Source organism: Sinorhizobium prairiense (genome assembly GCF_029201645.2).
Taxonomy (GTDB): domain Bacteria; phylum Pseudomonadota; class Alphaproteobacteria; order Rhizobiales; family Rhizobiaceae; genus Sinorhizobium; species Sinorhizobium meliloti_A.
In genome coordinates this window covers 2465862-2482318 of sequence record NZ_CP104131.1, presented here as the reverse complement: position 1 = coordinate 2482318, position 16457 = coordinate 2465862, and the positions used below count along the sequence as shown (strand labels likewise).

Sequence of the window (16457 nt, the reverse complement as noted above, 5' to 3'; positions counted from 1 at the left end):
TAAGGTTAACGATCACCTACTAGATATAGGCCAAATCGGCACGGAATTCTTAATCAACTATTAAAATCCCCCATTAACTTCCTCTAGTTGTTCGCGAACTTCCGGGATTCGTACCTCTGTCTCAATGTGGCATCCATACTGATTCGGAGGCGGGCGAATGATCGTGGTGGTTGATGATAGAGCTCTTGTGAAGGACGGCTACGCGTCCCTGTTCGGCCGCGAGGGCATTCCCTCGACGGGCTTCGATCCGAGGGAGTTCGGCGAGTGGGTAAGCTCCGCCGCCGATTCCGATATCGACGCTGTCGAAGCCTTCCTGATCGGGCAGGGGGAGAGCACATTGACCCTGCCGCGCGTGATCCGGGATCGCTCCCGTGCGCCGGTCATCGCCATGAGCGACACGCCGTCGCTGGAAAACACGCTTGCGCTCTTCGACTGCGGCGTCGACGACGTGGTCCGCAAGCCGGTGCATCCGAGGGAAATCCTCGCACGCGTCGCGGCGATCCGCCGGCGTTTGACGGCCATCGCCAACTTCACGGATATCGGTCCCATCCGCGTTTTCGCCGACGGGCGCGATCCGGAGATCAATGGCGAAGTCTTCGCGCTTCCCCGTCGCGAACGGCGCATTCTCGAATATCTCGTCGCCAACCGCGGGCGCCGGGTATCCAAGTCGCAGATATTCAACGCGATTTACGGCATCTTCGACGAGGACGTCGAAGAGAATGTCGTCGAAAGCCACATCAGCAAGCTGCGCAAGAAACTGCGCAAGAAGCTCGGCTTCGACCCGATCGATTCGAAGCGTTTCCTTGGCTACTGCATCGACTGGAATTGAGCGCAGAAACGGCAGGGCGAGACAGCTCAAGACAGGTTCACGCAAGGCCCGGTCCCTAGTGTCGCCGCAACAAGGAAATGAGGATCCGATATGAGTCTCTACGGTACCATGAGAACGGGCGTGTCCGGCATGAACGCCCAGTCCAACCGGCTCAGCACAGTCGCCGAGAACATCGCGAATGCCAACACCACCGGCTACAAGCGCGCATCGACGGAATTCTCATCGATGATCCTGCCGTCGGGCAACGGCTCCTATAATTCAGGCGGCGTACAGACGGAGGTGCGCTACAGCATCTCGCAGCAGGGCGCGACGACCTTCACCACCTCGGCCAGCGACCTGGCGATCGACGGCGGCGGCTTCTTCATCGTCGAAGGCGCCAACGGCCAGGAATATCTGACTCGCGCCGGCTCCTTCGTTCCGGACAGCCAAGGCAATCTGGTCAATGCCGCCGGCTTCACGCTGATGGGCTACGAATACGAGGCCGGCGTCGATCCGACCGTCGTCGTCAACGGATTCGATGGCCTGACCAGGGTCAATCTCGCTTCGGATGGGCTCATCGCGGCGGGGTCGACCAAGGGCTCGATGGGCGCGAACCTGCCGTCGGGGGCGGCAAACGGGGATGTCTCCACCACCTCGCTCGTCGTCTATGACAGCCAGGGCAACACGCGAATTCTGGATTTCAACTACACGAAAACCGACGATAATGAGTGGACGTTGAATATAGTCGATCGCGTAAGCAATGAACCGCTTACGGTGCCACCGGCAACACTTGTTTTCGACGCAGCAGGCGCTCTGACAACCGCGGCGACGGTTACTCTCGATGGCTCGCTTATCAGCCCGATCGACGGCACCGGTGCAGTGCTCAATGACATAACAATCGATTTCTCCAAAACCACCCAGCTCGGCTACGCCTTCAGTGCCGACGGGGGCGACATCGACGGCAACGCGCCGAGCAAGGTTGCCGGTTACCAGATCGACTCCGACGGCATCGTCTACGTAAAATACGAGAACGGCGAGCTCGATCCGCGCTATCGCATCGCGCTCGCCAATGTCCAGAGCCCGGACAAGCTGAAGCCGGAATCCGGTAACGTCTATTCGCAGGGCGTCGACTCCGGCGTCATCATCACCGGCTTCGCCGGCTCGGGCGATTTCGGCGAGATCCTCTCCGGCGCGCTCGAAAGCTCGAATGTCGATATCGCCGAGGAACTGACGGCGATGATCGAGTCGCAGCGCAACTACACGGCAAACTCCAAGGTCTTCCAGACCGGTTCGGAACTGCTCGAAGTTCTCGTCAATCTGAAGCGCTAATTCCAACTTCGAAACTACGCACTTCCGGACGTAAGGCCCATTACGGGCTCTTCCCGGGAGTGCACTGAGAAAACGGTCCCCGGCATGTCGCTGTCTTCTGCAATCGCCATCGCGCAATCCGCGTTCAGCACCACGGCGCAACAAACCGCCACGGTCTCGAAGAACATTGCCAATTCCGGCAATGCGGACTACTCGCGCCGCATGGCGATGCTCGGGACTACCCCGGGCGGCGCCCAGATCGTTTCGATTTATCGGGCGCAGAACGAGGCGCTCCTCAAGCAGAACCTGATCGGCATCTCGCAGTCCTCCGCGCAGAGCAGTCTCCTGTCCGGGCTGGAGATCATGAAATCGGCGCTCGGCGGTAACGACTACGAGTCGTCGCCCTCCACCTATCTCTCGGCCTTCCGCAACAGCCTGCAGACTTTCGCGTCGACGCCAGGCAATGCGACGATCGCCGCCACCGTGGTGTCGGATGCATCGGACCTTGCCAACTCGATCAGCAAGACGTCGGCCGCCGTTCAGGACCTTCGTCTCGACTCGGACAAGAAAATCGCCGAGGAGGTCGCCAATCTGAACCGCCTTCTCGCGCAGTTCGAGACGGCGAACAACGCCGTCAAGCAGGCGACCGCTGCAGGCACGGACGCGACCGCTGCGCTCGACGATCGCGACAGGACCCTGAAGCAGATATCGGAGCTTGTCGGCATTTCCACCGTCACGCGGGCGAACAACGATACCGTCATCTACACCTCGGGCGGCACCGTTCTCTTCGAGACGCTTCCGAGGGAGGTCACGTTTGCGCCGAAGAGTGCTTACGATGCCACTGTCACCGGCAACGGCATATTCATCGACGGCGTGCCGCTCGCTGCCGGCAGCGGCGCTGATACCAGTGCCCAGGGCAAGCTCGCGGGCCTGCTTCAGCTGCGCGACGACATCGCTCCGAAGTTTCAGTCGCAGCTCGACGAGATGGCGCGCGGCCTCGTCACCCTCTTCCGGGAAGGCGGCTTGCCGGGGCTCTTCACCTGGTCGGGCGGAAGCGTACCGGTTGCGGGCGCCGTCCAGCCGGGGATCGCCGCGAGCCTTTCGGTCAATCCCGCAGCGAAGGCCAACCCCTTCCTTCTGCGCGACGGCGGCTTCAACGGCGTCGTTTCGAACCCCGACGGCAATGCTGGTTTTACGGACCTGCTCGACGGATTCATCACCGCTTTGGACGGCGACATGGCGTTCGACGGCGCGACCGGGCTCGACGCCACGAGCTCGATCATGGAATTCGCCGCGTCTTCCGTCGGCTGGTTCGAGCAGATACGCAGCGGCGCCTCCACGGCCGATGACAACAAGGCGGCGCTGCTGGCGCGCACGCAGGAGGCGCTCGGCAGCGTGACCGGGGTGAGCATCGACGAGGAACTGTCGCTGCTTCTCGATCTGGAACAGTCCTACAAGGCCTCGGCCAAGTTGATCAGCACCGTCGACGCCATGATGGCGTCGCTTCTCGAAGCCGTGAGGTAATCATGAAGACGTCCTTCGTTTCGAACCTGGCCGTTCAGAACGCCATGCGGCTGACCATCCAACAGGGGCAGGCGGAACTTCTGAAGCTGCAGACCGAGGTGACGACCGGGCGCCATGCGGATGTGGGGCTGGCGCTCGGTTCCTCGGCGGCGCGCTCGGTAAGCCTGCAGCGCGAGCTGGCACGGCTCGATACGCTCGTCGATACCAATTCCGTCGTCACCCAGCGGCTTGCCGCCTCGCAATCCGCTCTCGCCACGATGGCCGAAGCGGCGCAGCAGGTGCGCAACACCCTCGTCACCTTCAAGGGCAATGATGCCGCCGATCAGCTCGCGATCCAGAAGACCGAAATACAGAGTGCCATGTCGGCCTTCTCTTCGGCGGCGAACCTGTCCTTCAACGGCGAATTTCTCTTTGCCGGCATCAACACCGACGTGAGGCCTTTCGAGGATTATGGCGCTGCGGCGAAGTCGACCTTCGACACCGCGCTCGCCACGTACATGTCGGCGAACGGCATTGCCTCCATGAGCGATTTCACGAAGGCCGAGATGGAGGACTTCATCACCAACACGCTCGAGCCGCTTTATGCAAGCGATGCGCAATGGGCCACGGATTGGTCCAAGGCCTCGAGCCAGAACATGACGAGCCGCATCAGCACGACGGAAGTGGTGCAGAGCTCCACGAATGCGACGACGGAAGGCTTCCGGAAATTCGCTCTCGCCAGCGTGATCGCCCTGGAACTGATGGACGAAAATGTCAGCTCCGAAGTCCGGGCCTCTATGGGTGAGACGGCGCTCGGCTATGTCGAGCAGGCCAATACGCAGGTCACGGCGGAGCGCAGCACTCTCGGTATTTCCGAAGCGCGCGTGAAAAAGGCGAATACCTCCCTCCAAGCCCAGATCAAGCTGATCAACACACATATTACCGATCTCGAAGGCGTCGACACCTACGAGGCTTCGACACGGATGAACACGCTGCTGACGCAGGTAGAGACCTCCTACACACTGACGGCGCGGATCCAGCGGTTGAGTTTGATAGACTTCCTCTAATGACTAGAGGATGCGGACAAGCATGAGGGATGTCTGAATGTATCAGTTTGCATACGCCGAGATCATGGAGGAAGGCGTAGCCGTTTCCAAGGATCGGGAGAAGCAGGTTCTCGATCGTTCCATCGCGCTCTTGCAGGCGGCGAAGGAAAAGGACGGATACACCCGGGAGGCGATCGAAGCGGTCTACTTCACCCGGCGTCTCTGGATCCGTTTCATCGAAGATCTGCGCGCGCCGGACAACCAGCTCAACGAAGAGCTGCGCGCCAACCTCATTTCGATCGGAATCTGGATTCTGAACGAGACGGAGAAGATCCGCAAACGCGAGTCTTCCAATTTCCAGGGCATAATCGACATAACCACCATCATCAGGGATGGACTGAAATGAAGAGCACACTGCGTATTTCGCTGAAATCGGGCGAAAGGATCTTTGTTAACGGCGCAGTGCTGCGCGTCGACCGCAAGGTCGCGATCGAATTCCTGAACGACGTGACCTTCCTGCTGGAAAACCACGTCCTGCAGCCCGAAGACGCGACGACACCGCTGCGGCAGCTCTATTTCATCGCCCAGATGATCCTGATCAATCCGGAAGGCGCGGACCAGTCGACCGCGATGTTCCGCAAGTCGATCGTCATGCTGCTCAACTGCTTCAAGCACGACGAGGTGCTGGCCGAGCTGAAGCGAATCGACGGGCTGGTCACGCAGGGTCGGGCCTTCGAGGCGCTGAAGGCGATCCGAGGGCTTTATCCGATCGAGGACCAGATCCTCAACGCGCAGGAACTGACGCCTGCGACGGTGGAACAGATACGCAAGGAGATTGCGCCATGGCGGTGAGCGGCGTCAACAACACGTCCAACAGCTACACGCCAACGGTTTCGGCCACGGATTCGGCGGGCGACGCCAGCGCGGCGACGCTCAACTACGAGAGCTTCCTCAAGCTGCTCGTGGCGCAGATGAAGAACCAGGATCCGACGCAGCCGATGGACGCGACGCAGCAGATCGCGCAGCTTGCGACCTTCTCGCAGGTGGAGCAGACGATCAAGACCAACAAGAACCTCGAAAGCCTGCTGCAGCGCACCGCGCTCAGCGAGGCGGACGCCGTGATCGGCAGGACGGTCACCAGCGCGGACGGCAAGACCACTGGCGTCGTCAAGGAGGTGAAACTATACTCCGATGGAATCATCGCGGTGCTCGATACGGGCAAGGAGCTCGTTATCGGTCCGGGCGTCATAATGAAGTGAGTTCCCATGAATGAGGCAGATGCCCTCGACATCGTACAGGCGGCGATCTGGACAGTGATCGTGGCCTCGGGCCCTGCCGTTCTCGCCGCAATGGTGGTCGGGGTCGGCATCGCCTTCCTCCAGGCCCTGACCCAGGTTCAGGAGATGACGCTGACATTCGTGCCGAAGATCCTGGCGGTGATGGTCACCGCCGCCATCTCGGCGCCCTTCGTCGGCGCGCAGATTTCGATCTTCACAGATATCGTGTTCTCGCGAATACAGAGCGGGTTTTAGCTCGGGGAGCGGCGAAGTACCCCCCTCTGCCCTGCCGGGCATCTCCCCCGGATACCACCTTCGCGCAAGCTTGGCCCTCTAGGACTCTGCCATACCCTTGGGCAGATCTTACGATCGCTGCCCGCCTCTCATGAAGAGACGGAAGAGACATGGCACAACAGGCGACGCTGACCATCCCGAAACTTGCACCCAAGAGCCGGGACATCGGCTTTGCGCTCGGGATCGTGATGATCCTGTCGATCCTGTTCCTGCCCATTCCCCCCTTCCTGATCGATCTCGGGCTTGCCTTCTCCATTTCGTTCTCGGTGCTGATCCTGATGGTCGCACTCTGGATCCAGCGGCCGCTCGATTTCTCGTCTTTCCCGACGATTCTGCTGATCTCGACCATGATCCGTCTGGCGCTGAACATCGCCACCACGCGCGTCATCCTTTCCCACGGGCATGAGGGCCATGGCGCCGCCGGCGGGGTCATCTCCGGTTTCGCCAACCTCGTCATGTCCGGGGACTTCGTGATCGGTCTCATCGTCTTCCTCATCCTGATCACGGTGAACTTCATCGTCATCACCAAGGGTGCCACGCGTATCGCCGAAGTCGGCGCCCGCTTCACCCTCGATGCGATCCCCGGCAAGCAGATGTCGATCGATGCCGACCTCTCAGCCGGCCTGATCGACGAGAAGGAAGCGCAGCGCCGCCGCCGCGAGCTGGAGGAGGAGAGCTCCTTCTTCGGCGCCATGGACGGTGCATCCAAATTCGTGCGCGGCGATGCGATCGCCGGCCTGATTATTACCGCGATCAACGTCTTCGGCGGCATCATCATCGGCTACCTGCGCCACGACATGGAGATCGGCGAAGCTGCCGACGTGTTCGTCAAGCTTTCCGTCGGCGACGGTCTCGTCTCCCAGATCCCGGCACTGATCGTCTCGCTCGCCGCCGGCCTGCTCGTCTCGCGCGGCGGCACCGCCGGTTCCACCGACCAGGCGGTCGTCGGCCAGCTCAGCGGTTATCCCCGGGCGCTGATGGTCGCCTCCGGGCTGATCGTCCTGCTCTCCGTCACGCCCGGCCTGCCTTTCCTCCCCTTTGCGGCGCTTGGCGGCGGCATGGCTTTCCTCAGCTGGTTCATTCCGAAGCAGATCGAGGCCGAGAAGGCGGCAAAGCGGGACGAGGAGGCGGCGAAGGCGCAGCAGAGCAAGGAAAGCGACAAGGATTCGGTCAAATCGGTGCTGAAGACCGCGGAGATCGAGCTGCTGCTCGGCAAGCAGGTCTCCACCAGGCTGCTGGGCGCCCATCAGGAGCTTGCCTTCCGCGTCGGCAAGATGCGCCGGAAGTTCGCCCTCCAATACGGCCTCGTCGTTCCGGAGATCAAGGTTTCCGACGACATCACCATTCCCGACAAGGCCTATCATGTCCGCATCCACGGCACCACGATCGCTTCCAACACGGTCCGCGTGGGCGAAGTGCTGGTGGTTACCGGCGGCGGACGGCGGCCGAGCGTGCCCGGCGACGACATCCGGGAACCGGCTTTCGGCATGCCGGCGGTATCGATCCTCGAGACGTTCACGGAAGACCTGAAGCGCGAGGGCTTCCACCCGATCGACAACGTGTCGGTGGTGCTGACGCATTTGAGCGAAGTGATCCGCAACAACCTGCCGCAGCTTCTCTCCTACAAGGACGTGAAGGTGCTGATCGAACGGCTCGACCCGGAATACCGCAAGCTCGCGGACGAGATCTGTACCTCGCACATGTCCTATTCCGGTCTGCAGGCGGTGTTGAAACTGCTGCTCGCCGAACGCGTCTCGATCCGCAATCTGCATCTGATTCTCGAAGCCGTGGCGGAGCTGGCCCCGCACGTGCGCAAGACCGAGCAGATCGTCGAACACGTGCGGGTGCGCATGTCGCAGCAGCTCTGCGGCGACCTCGCCGACAACGGCGTGCTGCGCGTGCTGAGGCTCGGCAACAAGTGGGACATGGTCTTCCACCAGGCGCTGAAGCGCGACGCCAAGGGTGAGATCGTCGAGTTCGATATCGACCCGCGCCATCTCGAGGAATTCAGCGAGCAGGCGACGAAGGTAATCCGTGAACATCTCGATCGCGGCATGCCCTTCGTACTGGTAAGTTCGCCCGAATCCCGGTCTTATGTGCGCATGATCATCGAACGCCTCTTCGCCACATTGCCCGTGCTCTCGCATGTCGAGCTCGCCAAGGGACTCGAGATCAAGATCATCGGCTCGATTTCATGATCACCGACCCCGAGGGCACGGTCCTGGCGCTGTTTGCGGCCTTCTGCCGGATCGGGGGCTGCGTCATGATCATGCCGGGATTCTCGACGGCGCGCGTCCCCATGCAGATCAGGCTGTTCATTGCGGTGGCGCTCTCCATGGCCATCCTGCCGATCATTTGGACGGATATCTATCCGCAGGTGACGGGCAAAGGTCACAACTATCTCTATCTCGTCGCGACCGAGACCGCCATCGGCGCCGTGATCGGGCTCGTCGCGCGCTACTATGTGCTCGGGCTGCAGTTTGCCGGCACCGCAATGACCATGCTGATGGGGTTCAGCCCGCCGCCGACGGCGGATGTGCTGGAGGATACGGCGGAAAACCAGCTCACCAGCATGATCGGTTTTGCCGGGCTGATGATTCTCTTCATGCTGGATTTCCACCACGTGATTTTCGAGGCGATCGCGCAGTCCTACCGGGTGATGCCGATCGGCGCCGGCTTCGATCCGCAGGGCACGCTGATCACGCTCACCAATTCGCTCGGTCAGACCTTCATGATCATGCTCCGGCTCGCCAGCCCCTTCGTGATCTACGGCCTGCTGTTCAACGTGGCGATCGGCATGGTGAACAAGCTGGCGCCGCAGATCCCGGTCTACTTCATTTCCCAGCCCTACCTCATCATGGGCGGCCTGTTCCTTCTCTATCTCGGCATCGCCGCGATGCTCCGTCTGTTCGCCGACGGCTTCGCGCCCGTCATGCAGGGTGGCTAGCTCGATGAAAGCGCGGTCGGAAAAGCTGAAACGCCTGGTCGCCGTCCAGCGGCATCTGGAGCGGATGGCCGAAAGCGAAGTGGCCGAGACCGCCCGGCAGCGGACCGAACTTGCCGGAACGATCGACGTCGTGGTCGACGCCATGGGGTCGGCCCATCCGATGCATCGCGTGTTTTCAGGTCACTATGCCTCCCAACTCGGACGCCTCGTGCAGAAGGACCAGATGCTGCTCGGAATCCAGCAGGTCCATGAAGCCCGCATGATGAAGGAACGCGCCAAGGGCGACCGGCTCGAGGAACACATGAAGGACGCCCGGCTGTCGGAGGACCGCGAGGCCGCCGACAATTCGATCCTCGACCTGATCGACCAGCACGTCTCGGGCGGCGCCAGCCTCCGGTAAGGTTGACGGGTGATAATGCTTCAACCGGGGAGCCAGCAAGGGTGGCTTTCCGCTTCACGAACATCGCGCTGCCCGGCAAACGAGATGCCGGCTTCGGCTTTGAGAGGATCTGACATGGCTATTTCTCCGCCCAGCGATCTGGTGATGGACGTCGTCCGCGCGGCCGATCCGGCTGAGGTCCAGGAGGCGCAGGCGCGGCTCAAGGCGAATCGCGCCGCTTTCCAGGCGACCAGCCTCGCAGAAAACGGCGATGGCTTCGCGGCGCACGTTTCTTCGGTGCTCAATTCTTCCGAAGGATCGAGCGGGCTTGGAGACATCAGCAATCGCGCCGAAGCGAAGAAGATCCCGGAGACCTATCGGAAATTCGAGGCGATGGTCCTGCAGAATTTCGTGAAGTCCATGCTTCCGAGCGAAAGCGAGAACGTCTTCGGCAAGGGCACCTCCGGCGACATCTGGAAGAGCATGATGGCCGAGCAGATCGGCGACGTGCTCGCCAAGGGCGGCGGGATCGGCATCGCCGATCAGATGGTAGGCGACGGTGCGACCGATCGGGTGAACGCCTCGCTCGACGGCGACAGCCGGAACCTCGCCGCTGGCATGGTCCAGGAATATGAGCGCAAGGCGCTCTCGTCCTTCCTGCCCAACGACGAAAAGAAGAAACAGGCCTGATGCCGTCGCCCGGACCGCGAAGCGGCCTGGCGAAATACATTCATACCAATGGAAACAAGCGGGCGAAAGAATGCCTGGGCATCGTTCCGCCCGCGCCCTGCGATAGTGCATATGGGAGTTGATTATGGAAGCTGTGGCATCCAACGACCTGCGGATCCAAAATGTTCTCGGCCGACTGGAGATGATCATCGACAATGAGAACAGCCGTATCGGTGCGGACCCCGAATTCGACCTCAAGACCTCGAACGCCCACAAGAGCCGGTGCCTCTACGAGTTGACCATGCTTCATCGCGACGCCGGACCCGGTGAGATCTCGCCGGCCTTCGCCGCGCAGACGCGCCATCTCAGGAGCAAGCTGCAGGTCAATGCGCAAAAGGTGGCGGCGCATCTGGAAGCGGTCCGCTCCGTCGTCGATCTCCTCAAGACCGCCGCCCAGGACGCGGATGCGGACGGCATCTATACCGAAGCACAATTCCGCTACAGCGATTTCTGATGTTGAAGCTTGTCCTCACCGGGGTCTGGGTCTGCGCCGTCACGCTCGGGTCGGTTTATTTTTCGATGCAGCATGCCTCGGCGCCGGTGGTTTCGGATGCGGAGGCGGACCGGCGCGCGTCGCAGGAATATGTCCCCGGTGAGATGATAACGATCCCGTCCATCAAGGACGGTGCGGTGCAGGGTTATTTCCTTGCGAAGCTCTCCTTCTCGGCATCGCGGGAAGGTATCGCCAAGCTGCATGCGCCTCTGCGTCAGCTCGTCACCGACGAGCTCTACGACATGCTTGTGGGCTCGAAGTTCATCGATGTCGCCGATACCGCTACGTTCGATCTGCCCGGCTTCAAGGTTGCGGTCAAGGATGGCCTCAACAGGAAGCTCGGGAGCGAGGTCATTTCGGAAGTTCTGGTCGAGCAGCTTGAATATCTGACCAAAGAGGACGTGGAACGCGTCGCCAACAGCCAGAACCGCCCTTATCAGAAGCCTGTGCCGATCCTCGACAGGAACGGCCAGGCGGCTTCCGACCGGCTTCCGGAGAGCGCGGTGCAGGCGACCAGCGCGCACTGACGCCGATAGGCAGCGCGCCTTGCCGGAGACAGCGTCAGTCCCTGTCGCGATTGCCATCCCGCGTATCGGCCGCGTCGATCCGGGCCGTGAGCCGGCCGATCGCGACGTGGAGAGGATAGAGGCTGGCCGCGGCAAGGCCAGTCTCTCTCCAGAGCCTGAGGCCTACCGGCAGCGATGAGGCCAGCAGCCATAGGGACGTGCAGAGGGTTTTCAGTCGCCCGGAGAAGGTCGCATCGCGCTGGTGCTCCATCAGCGTCGAGATCGCGCCTTTCTCGAGACTGCGGGCACGCGTCCAGGAAGCCGTCGTGTGATGCGCCGGAACCGACTCCGCCACCCAGGCATCCGCAGCCCAGGCGAAGGAGAAGCCTTTTGCCCTGCACCGGTCGAAGAAATCCGCGTCGCCGATGCCGACGATATTGAGCGCCGGATCCAGGAACGGCTGCGGCATGCCGTCGAGCACCCGTCGCGTGATCAGGACGTTGCCTGCGGAGTAGAGGACGGGTACGGGCCCGCTCCCGTGGTAGGGAGGTGCGAAGACGGGGTGCCGCTTCCACGTCTGCTCCTGAGGATGCCCCAGGACGGGAAGCTGCGGACCACCGACGATGTCCGCATCATGGGCTTCCTGCACCGCCATCAGGCCATCGAGCCATTCGGGAGCGGCTATCTCGTCATCATAGATGAGAGCCGCGAAGCCGAGGCTCGGAAAGAGTTCGAGAGCAGCTGTCAATCCGGCATTGCAGGCATGGGCATATCCGCGGCGGCGTGCCACGACGACGGCGGAATCGAAAGAATGGCCGCTTAGGAAGTCTTTGGCCGACCGCGCGCCGGCAAATCCGTCCGCGTCGTTTTCGACGACAATGGTCGCGAGGGGGACATCGGGCCTTTGTGAGACGATGGTCTTCAGCGTCTTGACGAGATGATCCGGACGCCGGAACGTCGGCACGATCACGACGAGCTCGATATCCGACGCGTCTTCCAGCTTCGTCTGAAAATGAATGAAACTGTCCTGGCCGTCCGACGTCATCGTCAAAGCCCGCGCCGATTCGATGCAATGAGTACAGCAAATCTTCCTAAACAGAGGTTGAATCCAAAACGGCCTTTCGAATGAGGATTTTACGCCCGGTCTCGGCAATGCAAAAGCCGGAATCGTGGATGCGCCACCCAGGATCCGGGGCTGTCTCTCATCGTGCAAGGAAATTGCCGCACCGAAGCGGATGGCGCTTCCATACGCGCAGGGCACTTGCAATTATGCGTTTGGAACAGCATAGGGCGCATGCAGGCAATCGCCGGATGCGGCTTGATCTAGAGTGTGCCGCGTTCGGGACTAATCGGGAGATACGCCGTGACGACTGTGATTGATGGCAAGGACGTTGCTGCTTCGGTCATCGAAACCGTGAAATCCGCCACGAGCGCACTGGAAAGGGAAACCGGCGTGCGCGCGGGTCTCGCGGTCGTCATCGTCGGGGACGATCCCGCGAGCCACACTTACGTGTCGGCGAAGAGCAGGATGGCGAAGGAATGCGGCTTCCTGTCGGTTCAGCATACGCTCCCGGAGGAGACGTCGCAGGAGGAACTCGCGGCGCTGGTCGCCGAGCTCAATGCGGATCCGTCCATCCACGGCATTCTCGTGCAGTTGCCTTTGCCGAAACACCTCCGCTCGGAACCGATCATCCAGTCGATCCTTCCGGAAAAGGACGTAGACGGACTGCATGTCGTCAATGCCGGCAAGCTGGCGACCGGCGATCTCGAAGGCGGGCTCGTCTCCTGCACGCCGGCCGGCGCCATGGTCTTCGTGCGCCGGACTTACGGCGATGATCTTTCCGGTCTCGACGCCGTCGTCATCGGCCGCTCCAACCTCTTCGGCAAGCCCATGTCCGCCCTGCTTCTTGCGGCCAATGCAACGGTCACGACGGCGCATTCGCGCACCAAGGATCTCGCGGCCGTTTGCCGCAAGGCGGACATCCTGGTGGCCGCGGTCGGGCGCCCCGAGATGGTCAAGGCGGACTGGGTGAAGCCCGGTGCCATGGTGGTCGACGTCGGCATCAACCGCGTCCCGGCGCCCGAACGCGGCGAGGGCAGGACGAAGCTCGTCGGCGATGTCGCCTTCGAGGAGTGTGCGAAGGTCGCAGGCGTAATCACGCCGGTCCCGGGAGGCGTCGGGCCGATGACGATCGCGATGCTGATGGCGAACACGATCATCGCCGCCTGCCGCATGGCCGGCCGCAAGCCTCCGAAATTCTGACTGCCGCTTGGGACTAGACAGTCCATCCCCAACCCCTCCCACCTGTGGGGAGGGGTTGGGGATGGGGTGAAGCGGCTTGCGTAACGATCGCGGCTCTACCTGTTCGGTGCAGGCCCCGTCGAGGCGCGCACGATCAGTTCGGCGCGCCAAAGCTCCTGCTCGGGATAGTCTGCCTGATTGAGTATGCCGCCGATCAGCCGTTTGGCGATGCGTGCACCGGCTGCGCGAAGCGAGGAGCGCGTCGTCGTCAGTGGTATGCTGAAGTTCTCGGGCTTCAGCATCGGCAGGACGTCGTCATGGGCGATGAGCGAGATGTCGGTGCCGATAGTGAGTCCGGCCTGGTTGATCGCGCGCACCGCGCCGAGCGCCAGCACGGTACTGGAACAAAGGACGGCGGTCGGCGGGTTCGGCCGTTTGAGGAAACGCTGCATGCTCCGATAGCCATGCTCGTCGGTCATCGCAGAGTGATGGACGAGCGCATCGTCGAGGTTGAGGCCCTTTTCCGCAAGCGCGCGCACCAGCCCCTTCTTCCGGCGGATGGAGAAGGTGAGGTGTTCCGGCCCGTTGATCAGGGCGATGCGGCTGTGGCCGAGTTGGATGAGAAGCCTGGCGGCGTCGTAGAAGGCGCCGGTATTGTCCACGTCGAGGAACGGATAGTCCCGGGGACCGCCGATGGAGCGGCCATGCACCACGAAGGGAATGGAAAGAGCCTTCAGCATCTCGATGCGGGGATCGTTTGCGCGCATATAGGCGGTGAAGACAGCGTCGACATTGCCGCTCGCCGCAAGCCGGCGGAATGTCGCCTCCTCGTCTTCGGGCGCACTGGGGTTCAGCACGAAGTGGAAATCGTGCTCGACCGCTTCCTCCGCCAGCCCCGCCAGGAATTCACCGAAATGGATGTCCGAATCGATTCCCGATGCGATCGGCATGACGAGCCCGATCGAATAGGCTTTTCCGGTCGCGAGGCGCTGTGCGGCGCGGTTGGGCCTGTAACCCGTTTCGCGCACCGCCTCCAGCACCCGCGCCCGCGTTTCCGCATTGACCTCCGGATAGCCGTTCAGCGCCCGGCTGACCGTGGTCTGGGACAGACCGAGCAGTTCCGCCAATTGCTTGAGATTGACCGGCATGGCGAGAATTCCTTCCAAAGCGCTTTGAATATCTTTTTCATTTTTCTTGCTTCGGCAAGCACCTCTGATGTCCTGTATCATCGGGATCGGGTTCAAAAAAGCGAAAAACCAGCATCTTGCGCCGCAAAACGTTGCCGCAGAGCAAAAATCCCGCTCAATTCCGGACGAGAAGGAAAGCTCTTGACTCTTTCTCTGCAGCGATGGAGTGTTAGCGAGCTCAAAGCGCTTTGAATGCTCCTCCTAGACGGAGCCATTAATACGCGCTTTGACATTCGCCCGAGGCGTCCGCCCGGGCTTCTTTTTGGGGAGGACAAGAGGTGAAGAGATCGTTGCTGATCGGCGTGGCCGCATTCGCATTGCTTGCAGGGCTTGCAGGGACTGCGGGCGCCGCCGACCTGAAGTTCAAGCCGGGAGAGGATTCCAGGTTCAACTGGGCGAGCCTGGAGGAGTTCAAGAAAGGTCACGACCTCAAGGGTCAGACGCTCACGATCTTCGGCCCCTGGCGCGGCGAGGACGAGGCTCTGTTCAAGAGCGTCTATGCCTATTTCGTCGAGGCGACCGGCGTGGAGCTCAAATATTCCTCCTCGGAAAACTACGAGCAGCAGATCGTCATCGATACCCAGGCGGGAAGCCCGCCCGATGTCGCAATCCTGCCGCAGCCGGGTCTCATCGCCGATCTGGCCGCCAAGGGCCTTCTCACGCCGCTCGGCGACGAAACCAAGCAATGGCTCCTCGACAACTATGCTGCAGGTCAGTCCTGGGTCGACCTCTCCACCTATAACGGCAAGGACGGAACGCCGGCGCTTTACGCCTTCCCGTACAAGATCGACGTCAAGTCTCTGGTCTGGTACGTGCCGGAGAATTTCGAGGATGCCGGCTACGAAGTTCCGAAGACCATGGAAGAATTGAAAGCGCTGACGGAGAAGATCGCGGAAGACGGCGAAAAGCCGTGGTGCATAGGTCTCGGTTCGGGCGGCGCGACGGGCTGGCCGGCGACCGACTGGGTCGAGGACCTGATGCTGCGGACCCAGCCCGCCGAGACCTACGACAAATGGGTGAAGAACGAGATACCGTTCACGGATGCGTCGGTCACGGGTGCGTTGGAGGAGTTCGGCTGGTTCGCGCGCAATGACGCCTTCGTCGACGGCGGTGCAGCGGCGGTGGCGTCGACCGACTTCCGGGACAGCCCGAAAGGGCTCTTCAGTTCTCCGCCGAAGTGCTACCTGCACCATCAGGCCTCGTTCATTCCGTCCTTCTTCCCGGAAGGCAAGGTTGTCGGAGAGGATGCCGACTTCTTCTACATGCCGCCCTATGAAAGCAAAAAGGAGCTCGGCAATCCGGTGCTCGGCGCAGGCACCCTTGCGATGATCACCAAGGACACGCCGGCGGCACGCGCCTTCATCGAGTTCCTGAAGACCCCGATCGCGCACGAGGTCTGGATGGCGCAGACGAGCTTCCTCACGCCTTACAAGAGCGTCAATGTCGACGTCTACGGAAATCCGCCGCTGAAGAAACAGGGTGAAATCCTGCTGAACGCCACGACGTTCCGCTTCGACGGCTCCGACCTGATGCCCGGGAAGATCGGGGCCGGCGCCTTCTGGACCGGCATGGTCGATTTCGTCGGAGGCAAGTCCTCGGCCGACGTCGCGGCCGGCGTACAGAAGGCATGGGAACTCCATCAAGTAGGATCCGGTCAGCCGGACGGTGGGGGCATCGTCTGCCTGTTCCTCATTCGGCGGTCCTCCGGCTGGAGGGCCGCCTGATAACAACGGCAGCG

The 16457-nt window shown here is 61.7% G+C and carries 16 protein-coding genes and 2 pseudogenes; 16 read left to right on the top strand and 2 right to left on the bottom strand.

Translation table 11 applies throughout. The features are described 5' to 3' along the window. Nucleotides 1-157 precede the first annotated feature (157 nt). The 14 genes and pseudogenes from rem (at nucleotide 158) to N0Q91_RS14570 (ending at nucleotide 11311) form a co-directional block, all read left to right on the top strand. On the top strand, nucleotides 158-829 hold the full coding sequence (rem, locus tag N0Q91_RS14635) for a transcriptional activator Rem (RefSeq protein WP_018094240.1): 672 nt from the start codon (nucleotides 158-160) through the stop codon (nucleotides 827-829). 90 nt (nucleotides 830-919) lie between these two features. Further along, nucleotides 920-2137, top strand: coding sequence for a flagellar hook protein FlgE (locus N0Q91_RS14630; protein WP_275596760.1), 1218 nt, complete (start codon nucleotides 920-922; stop codon nucleotides 2135-2137). Between the two features lie 84 nt (nucleotides 2138-2221). Beyond that, nucleotides 2222-3640 (top strand): flagellar hook-associated protein FlgK, encoded by a 1419-nt coding sequence (flgK, locus tag N0Q91_RS14625; RefSeq protein ID WP_275596759.1) that lies wholly within the window; start codon nucleotides 2222-2224, stop codon nucleotides 3638-3640. Between the two features lie 2 nt (nucleotides 3641-3642). Beyond that, nucleotides 3643-4686 carry a flagellar hook-associated family protein gene (locus N0Q91_RS14620; protein ID WP_275596758.1) on the top strand — a complete coding sequence of 348 codons (1044 nt, stop codon included), beginning with the start codon at nucleotides 3643-3645 and terminating at the stop codon, nucleotides 4684-4686. Nucleotides 4687-4723: 37 nt separating this feature from the next. Further along, on the top strand, nucleotides 4724-5071 hold the full coding sequence (flaF, locus tag N0Q91_RS14615; protein ID WP_003529863.1) for a flagellar biosynthesis regulator FlaF: 348 nt from the start codon (nucleotides 4724-4726) through the stop codon (nucleotides 5069-5071). Then, nucleotides 5068-5517, top strand: coding sequence for a flagellar biosynthesis repressor FlbT (flbT, locus tag N0Q91_RS14610; protein WP_003529861.1), 450 nt, complete (start codon nucleotides 5068-5070; stop codon nucleotides 5515-5517). Before flaF ends, flbT begins: the two co-directional genes overlap by 4 nt. Next, nucleotides 5508-5924 carry a flagellar hook assembly protein FlgD gene (gene flgD / locus N0Q91_RS14605; protein WP_003529859.1) on the top strand — a complete coding sequence of 139 codons (417 nt, stop codon included), beginning with the start codon at nucleotides 5508-5510 and terminating at the stop codon, nucleotides 5922-5924. Before flbT ends, flgD begins: the two co-directional genes overlap by 10 nt. A 6-nt stretch (nucleotides 5925-5930) precedes the next feature. Further along, nucleotides 5931-6197, top strand: coding sequence for a flagellar biosynthesis protein FliQ (fliQ, locus tag N0Q91_RS14600; RefSeq protein WP_018094245.1), 267 nt, complete (start codon nucleotides 5931-5933; stop codon nucleotides 6195-6197). Between the two features lie 149 nt (nucleotides 6198-6346). Further along, the gene (gene flhA, locus N0Q91_RS14595) at nucleotides 6347-8434 is read left to right on the top strand and encodes a flagellar biosynthesis protein FlhA (protein ID WP_275596757.1); all 2088 of its coding nucleotides are present in this window, start codon (nucleotides 6347-6349) and stop codon (nucleotides 8432-8434) included. Continuing rightward, nucleotides 8431-9183 (top strand): flagellar biosynthetic protein FliR, encoded by a 753-nt coding sequence (fliR, locus tag N0Q91_RS14590; RefSeq protein ID WP_275596756.1) that lies wholly within the window; start codon nucleotides 8431-8433, stop codon nucleotides 9181-9183. Before flhA ends, fliR begins: the two co-directional genes overlap by 4 nt. 4 nt (nucleotides 9184-9187) lie before the next feature. After that, nucleotides 9188-9596: pseudogene (locus N0Q91_RS14585) on the top strand (hypothetical protein). 101 nt (nucleotides 9597-9697) lie between these two features. Then, complete coding sequence (locus N0Q91_RS14580) at nucleotides 9698-10252, top strand: rod-binding protein (RefSeq protein WP_018094248.1); 555 nt, start codon at nucleotides 9698-9700, stop codon at nucleotides 10250-10252. A gap of 124 nt (nucleotides 10253-10376) precedes the next feature. Next, nucleotides 10377-10745: a hypothetical protein gene (locus tag N0Q91_RS14575; RefSeq protein ID WP_003529850.1), complete on the top strand. Its 369-nt coding sequence runs from the start codon at nucleotides 10377-10379 to the stop codon at nucleotides 10743-10745. Next, nucleotides 10745-11311, top strand: a complete 567-nt coding sequence (locus tag N0Q91_RS14570; RefSeq protein WP_275596755.1) for a hypothetical protein — start codon at nucleotides 10745-10747, stop codon at nucleotides 11309-11311. Before N0Q91_RS14575 ends, N0Q91_RS14570 begins: the two co-directional genes overlap by 1 nt. A 34-nt stretch (nucleotides 11312-11345) precedes the next feature. Here N0Q91_RS14570 and N0Q91_RS14565 read toward each other — a convergent pair whose 3' ends face one another. Next, entirely contained in the window at nucleotides 11346-12335 is a 990-nt protein-coding gene (locus N0Q91_RS14565) for a glycosyltransferase family 2 protein (RefSeq protein ID WP_275596754.1), read from the bottom strand. A 318-nt stretch (nucleotides 12336-12653) separates the two neighbouring features. On the opposite strand from N0Q91_RS14565, the gene folD reads away from it, so the two are divergent. Continuing rightward, nucleotides 12654-13553: a bifunctional methylenetetrahydrofolate dehydrogenase/methenyltetrahydrofolate cyclohydrolase FolD gene (gene folD / locus N0Q91_RS14560; protein WP_275596753.1), complete on the top strand. Its 900-nt coding sequence runs from the start codon at nucleotides 12654-12656 to the stop codon at nucleotides 13551-13553. A gap of 95 nt (nucleotides 13554-13648) precedes the next feature. Here folD and N0Q91_RS14555 read toward each other — a convergent pair whose 3' ends face one another. Further along, nucleotides 13649-14680, bottom strand: a complete 1032-nt coding sequence (locus N0Q91_RS14555; RefSeq protein ID WP_100670009.1) for a substrate-binding domain-containing protein — start codon at nucleotides 14678-14680, stop codon at nucleotides 13649-13651. 317 nt (nucleotides 14681-14997) lie between these two features. Between N0Q91_RS14555 and N0Q91_RS14550 the strand changes: the two are divergent. Further along, nucleotides 14998-16353, top strand: a pseudogene (locus N0Q91_RS14550) (ABC transporter substrate-binding protein); the annotation flags it as partial. Nucleotides 16354-16457: the final 104 nt, after the last annotated feature.

What these genes read in the sequence shown, in the direction of transcription:
- flgD (WP_003529859.1), top strand. Translation starts at nt 5,508, where the DNA reads ATGGCGGTGAGCGGCGTCAACAACACGTCCAACAGCTACACGCCAACG.
- N0Q91_RS14630 (WP_275596760.1), top strand. Translation starts at nt 920, where the DNA reads ATGAGTCTCTACGGTACCATGAGAACGGGCGTGTCCGGCATGAACGCC.
- N0Q91_RS14570 (WP_275596755.1), top strand. Translation starts at nt 10,745, where the DNA reads ATGTTGAAGCTTGTCCTCACCGGGGTCTGGGTCTGCGCCGTCACGCTC.
- rem (WP_018094240.1), top strand. Translation starts at nt 158, where the DNA reads ATGATCGTGGTGGTTGATGATAGAGCTCTTGTGAAGGACGGCTACGCG.
- N0Q91_RS14620 (WP_275596758.1), top strand. Translation starts at nt 3,643, where the DNA reads ATGAAGACGTCCTTCGTTTCGAACCTGGCCGTTCAGAACGCCATGCGG.
- fliR (WP_275596756.1), top strand. Translation starts at nt 8,431, where the DNA reads ATGATCACCGACCCCGAGGGCACGGTCCTGGCGCTGTTTGCGGCCTTC.
- flhA (WP_275596757.1), top strand. Translation starts at nt 6,347, where the DNA reads ATGGCACAACAGGCGACGCTGACCATCCCGAAACTTGCACCCAAGAGC.
- flbT (WP_003529861.1), top strand. Translation starts at nt 5,068, where the DNA reads ATGAAGAGCACACTGCGTATTTCGCTGAAATCGGGCGAAAGGATCTTT.
- flgK (WP_275596759.1), top strand. Translation starts at nt 2,222, where the DNA reads ATGTCGCTGTCTTCTGCAATCGCCATCGCGCAATCCGCGTTCAGCACC.
- N0Q91_RS14565 (WP_275596754.1), bottom strand. Translation starts at nt 12,335, where the DNA reads ATGACGTCGGACGGCCAGGACAGTTTCATTCATTTTCAGACGAAGCTG.
- flaF (WP_003529863.1), top strand. Translation starts at nt 4,724, where the DNA reads ATGTATCAGTTTGCATACGCCGAGATCATGGAGGAAGGCGTAGCCGTT.
- N0Q91_RS14555 (WP_100670009.1), bottom strand. Translation starts at nt 14,680, where the DNA reads ATGCCGGTCAATCTCAAGCAATTGGCGGAACTGCTCGGTCTGTCCCAG.
- N0Q91_RS14575 (WP_003529850.1), top strand. Translation starts at nt 10,377, where the DNA reads ATGGAAGCTGTGGCATCCAACGACCTGCGGATCCAAAATGTTCTCGGC.
- fliQ (WP_018094245.1), top strand. Translation starts at nt 5,931, where the DNA reads ATGAATGAGGCAGATGCCCTCGACATCGTACAGGCGGCGATCTGGACA.
- N0Q91_RS14580 (WP_018094248.1), top strand. Translation starts at nt 9,698, where the DNA reads ATGGCTATTTCTCCGCCCAGCGATCTGGTGATGGACGTCGTCCGCGCG.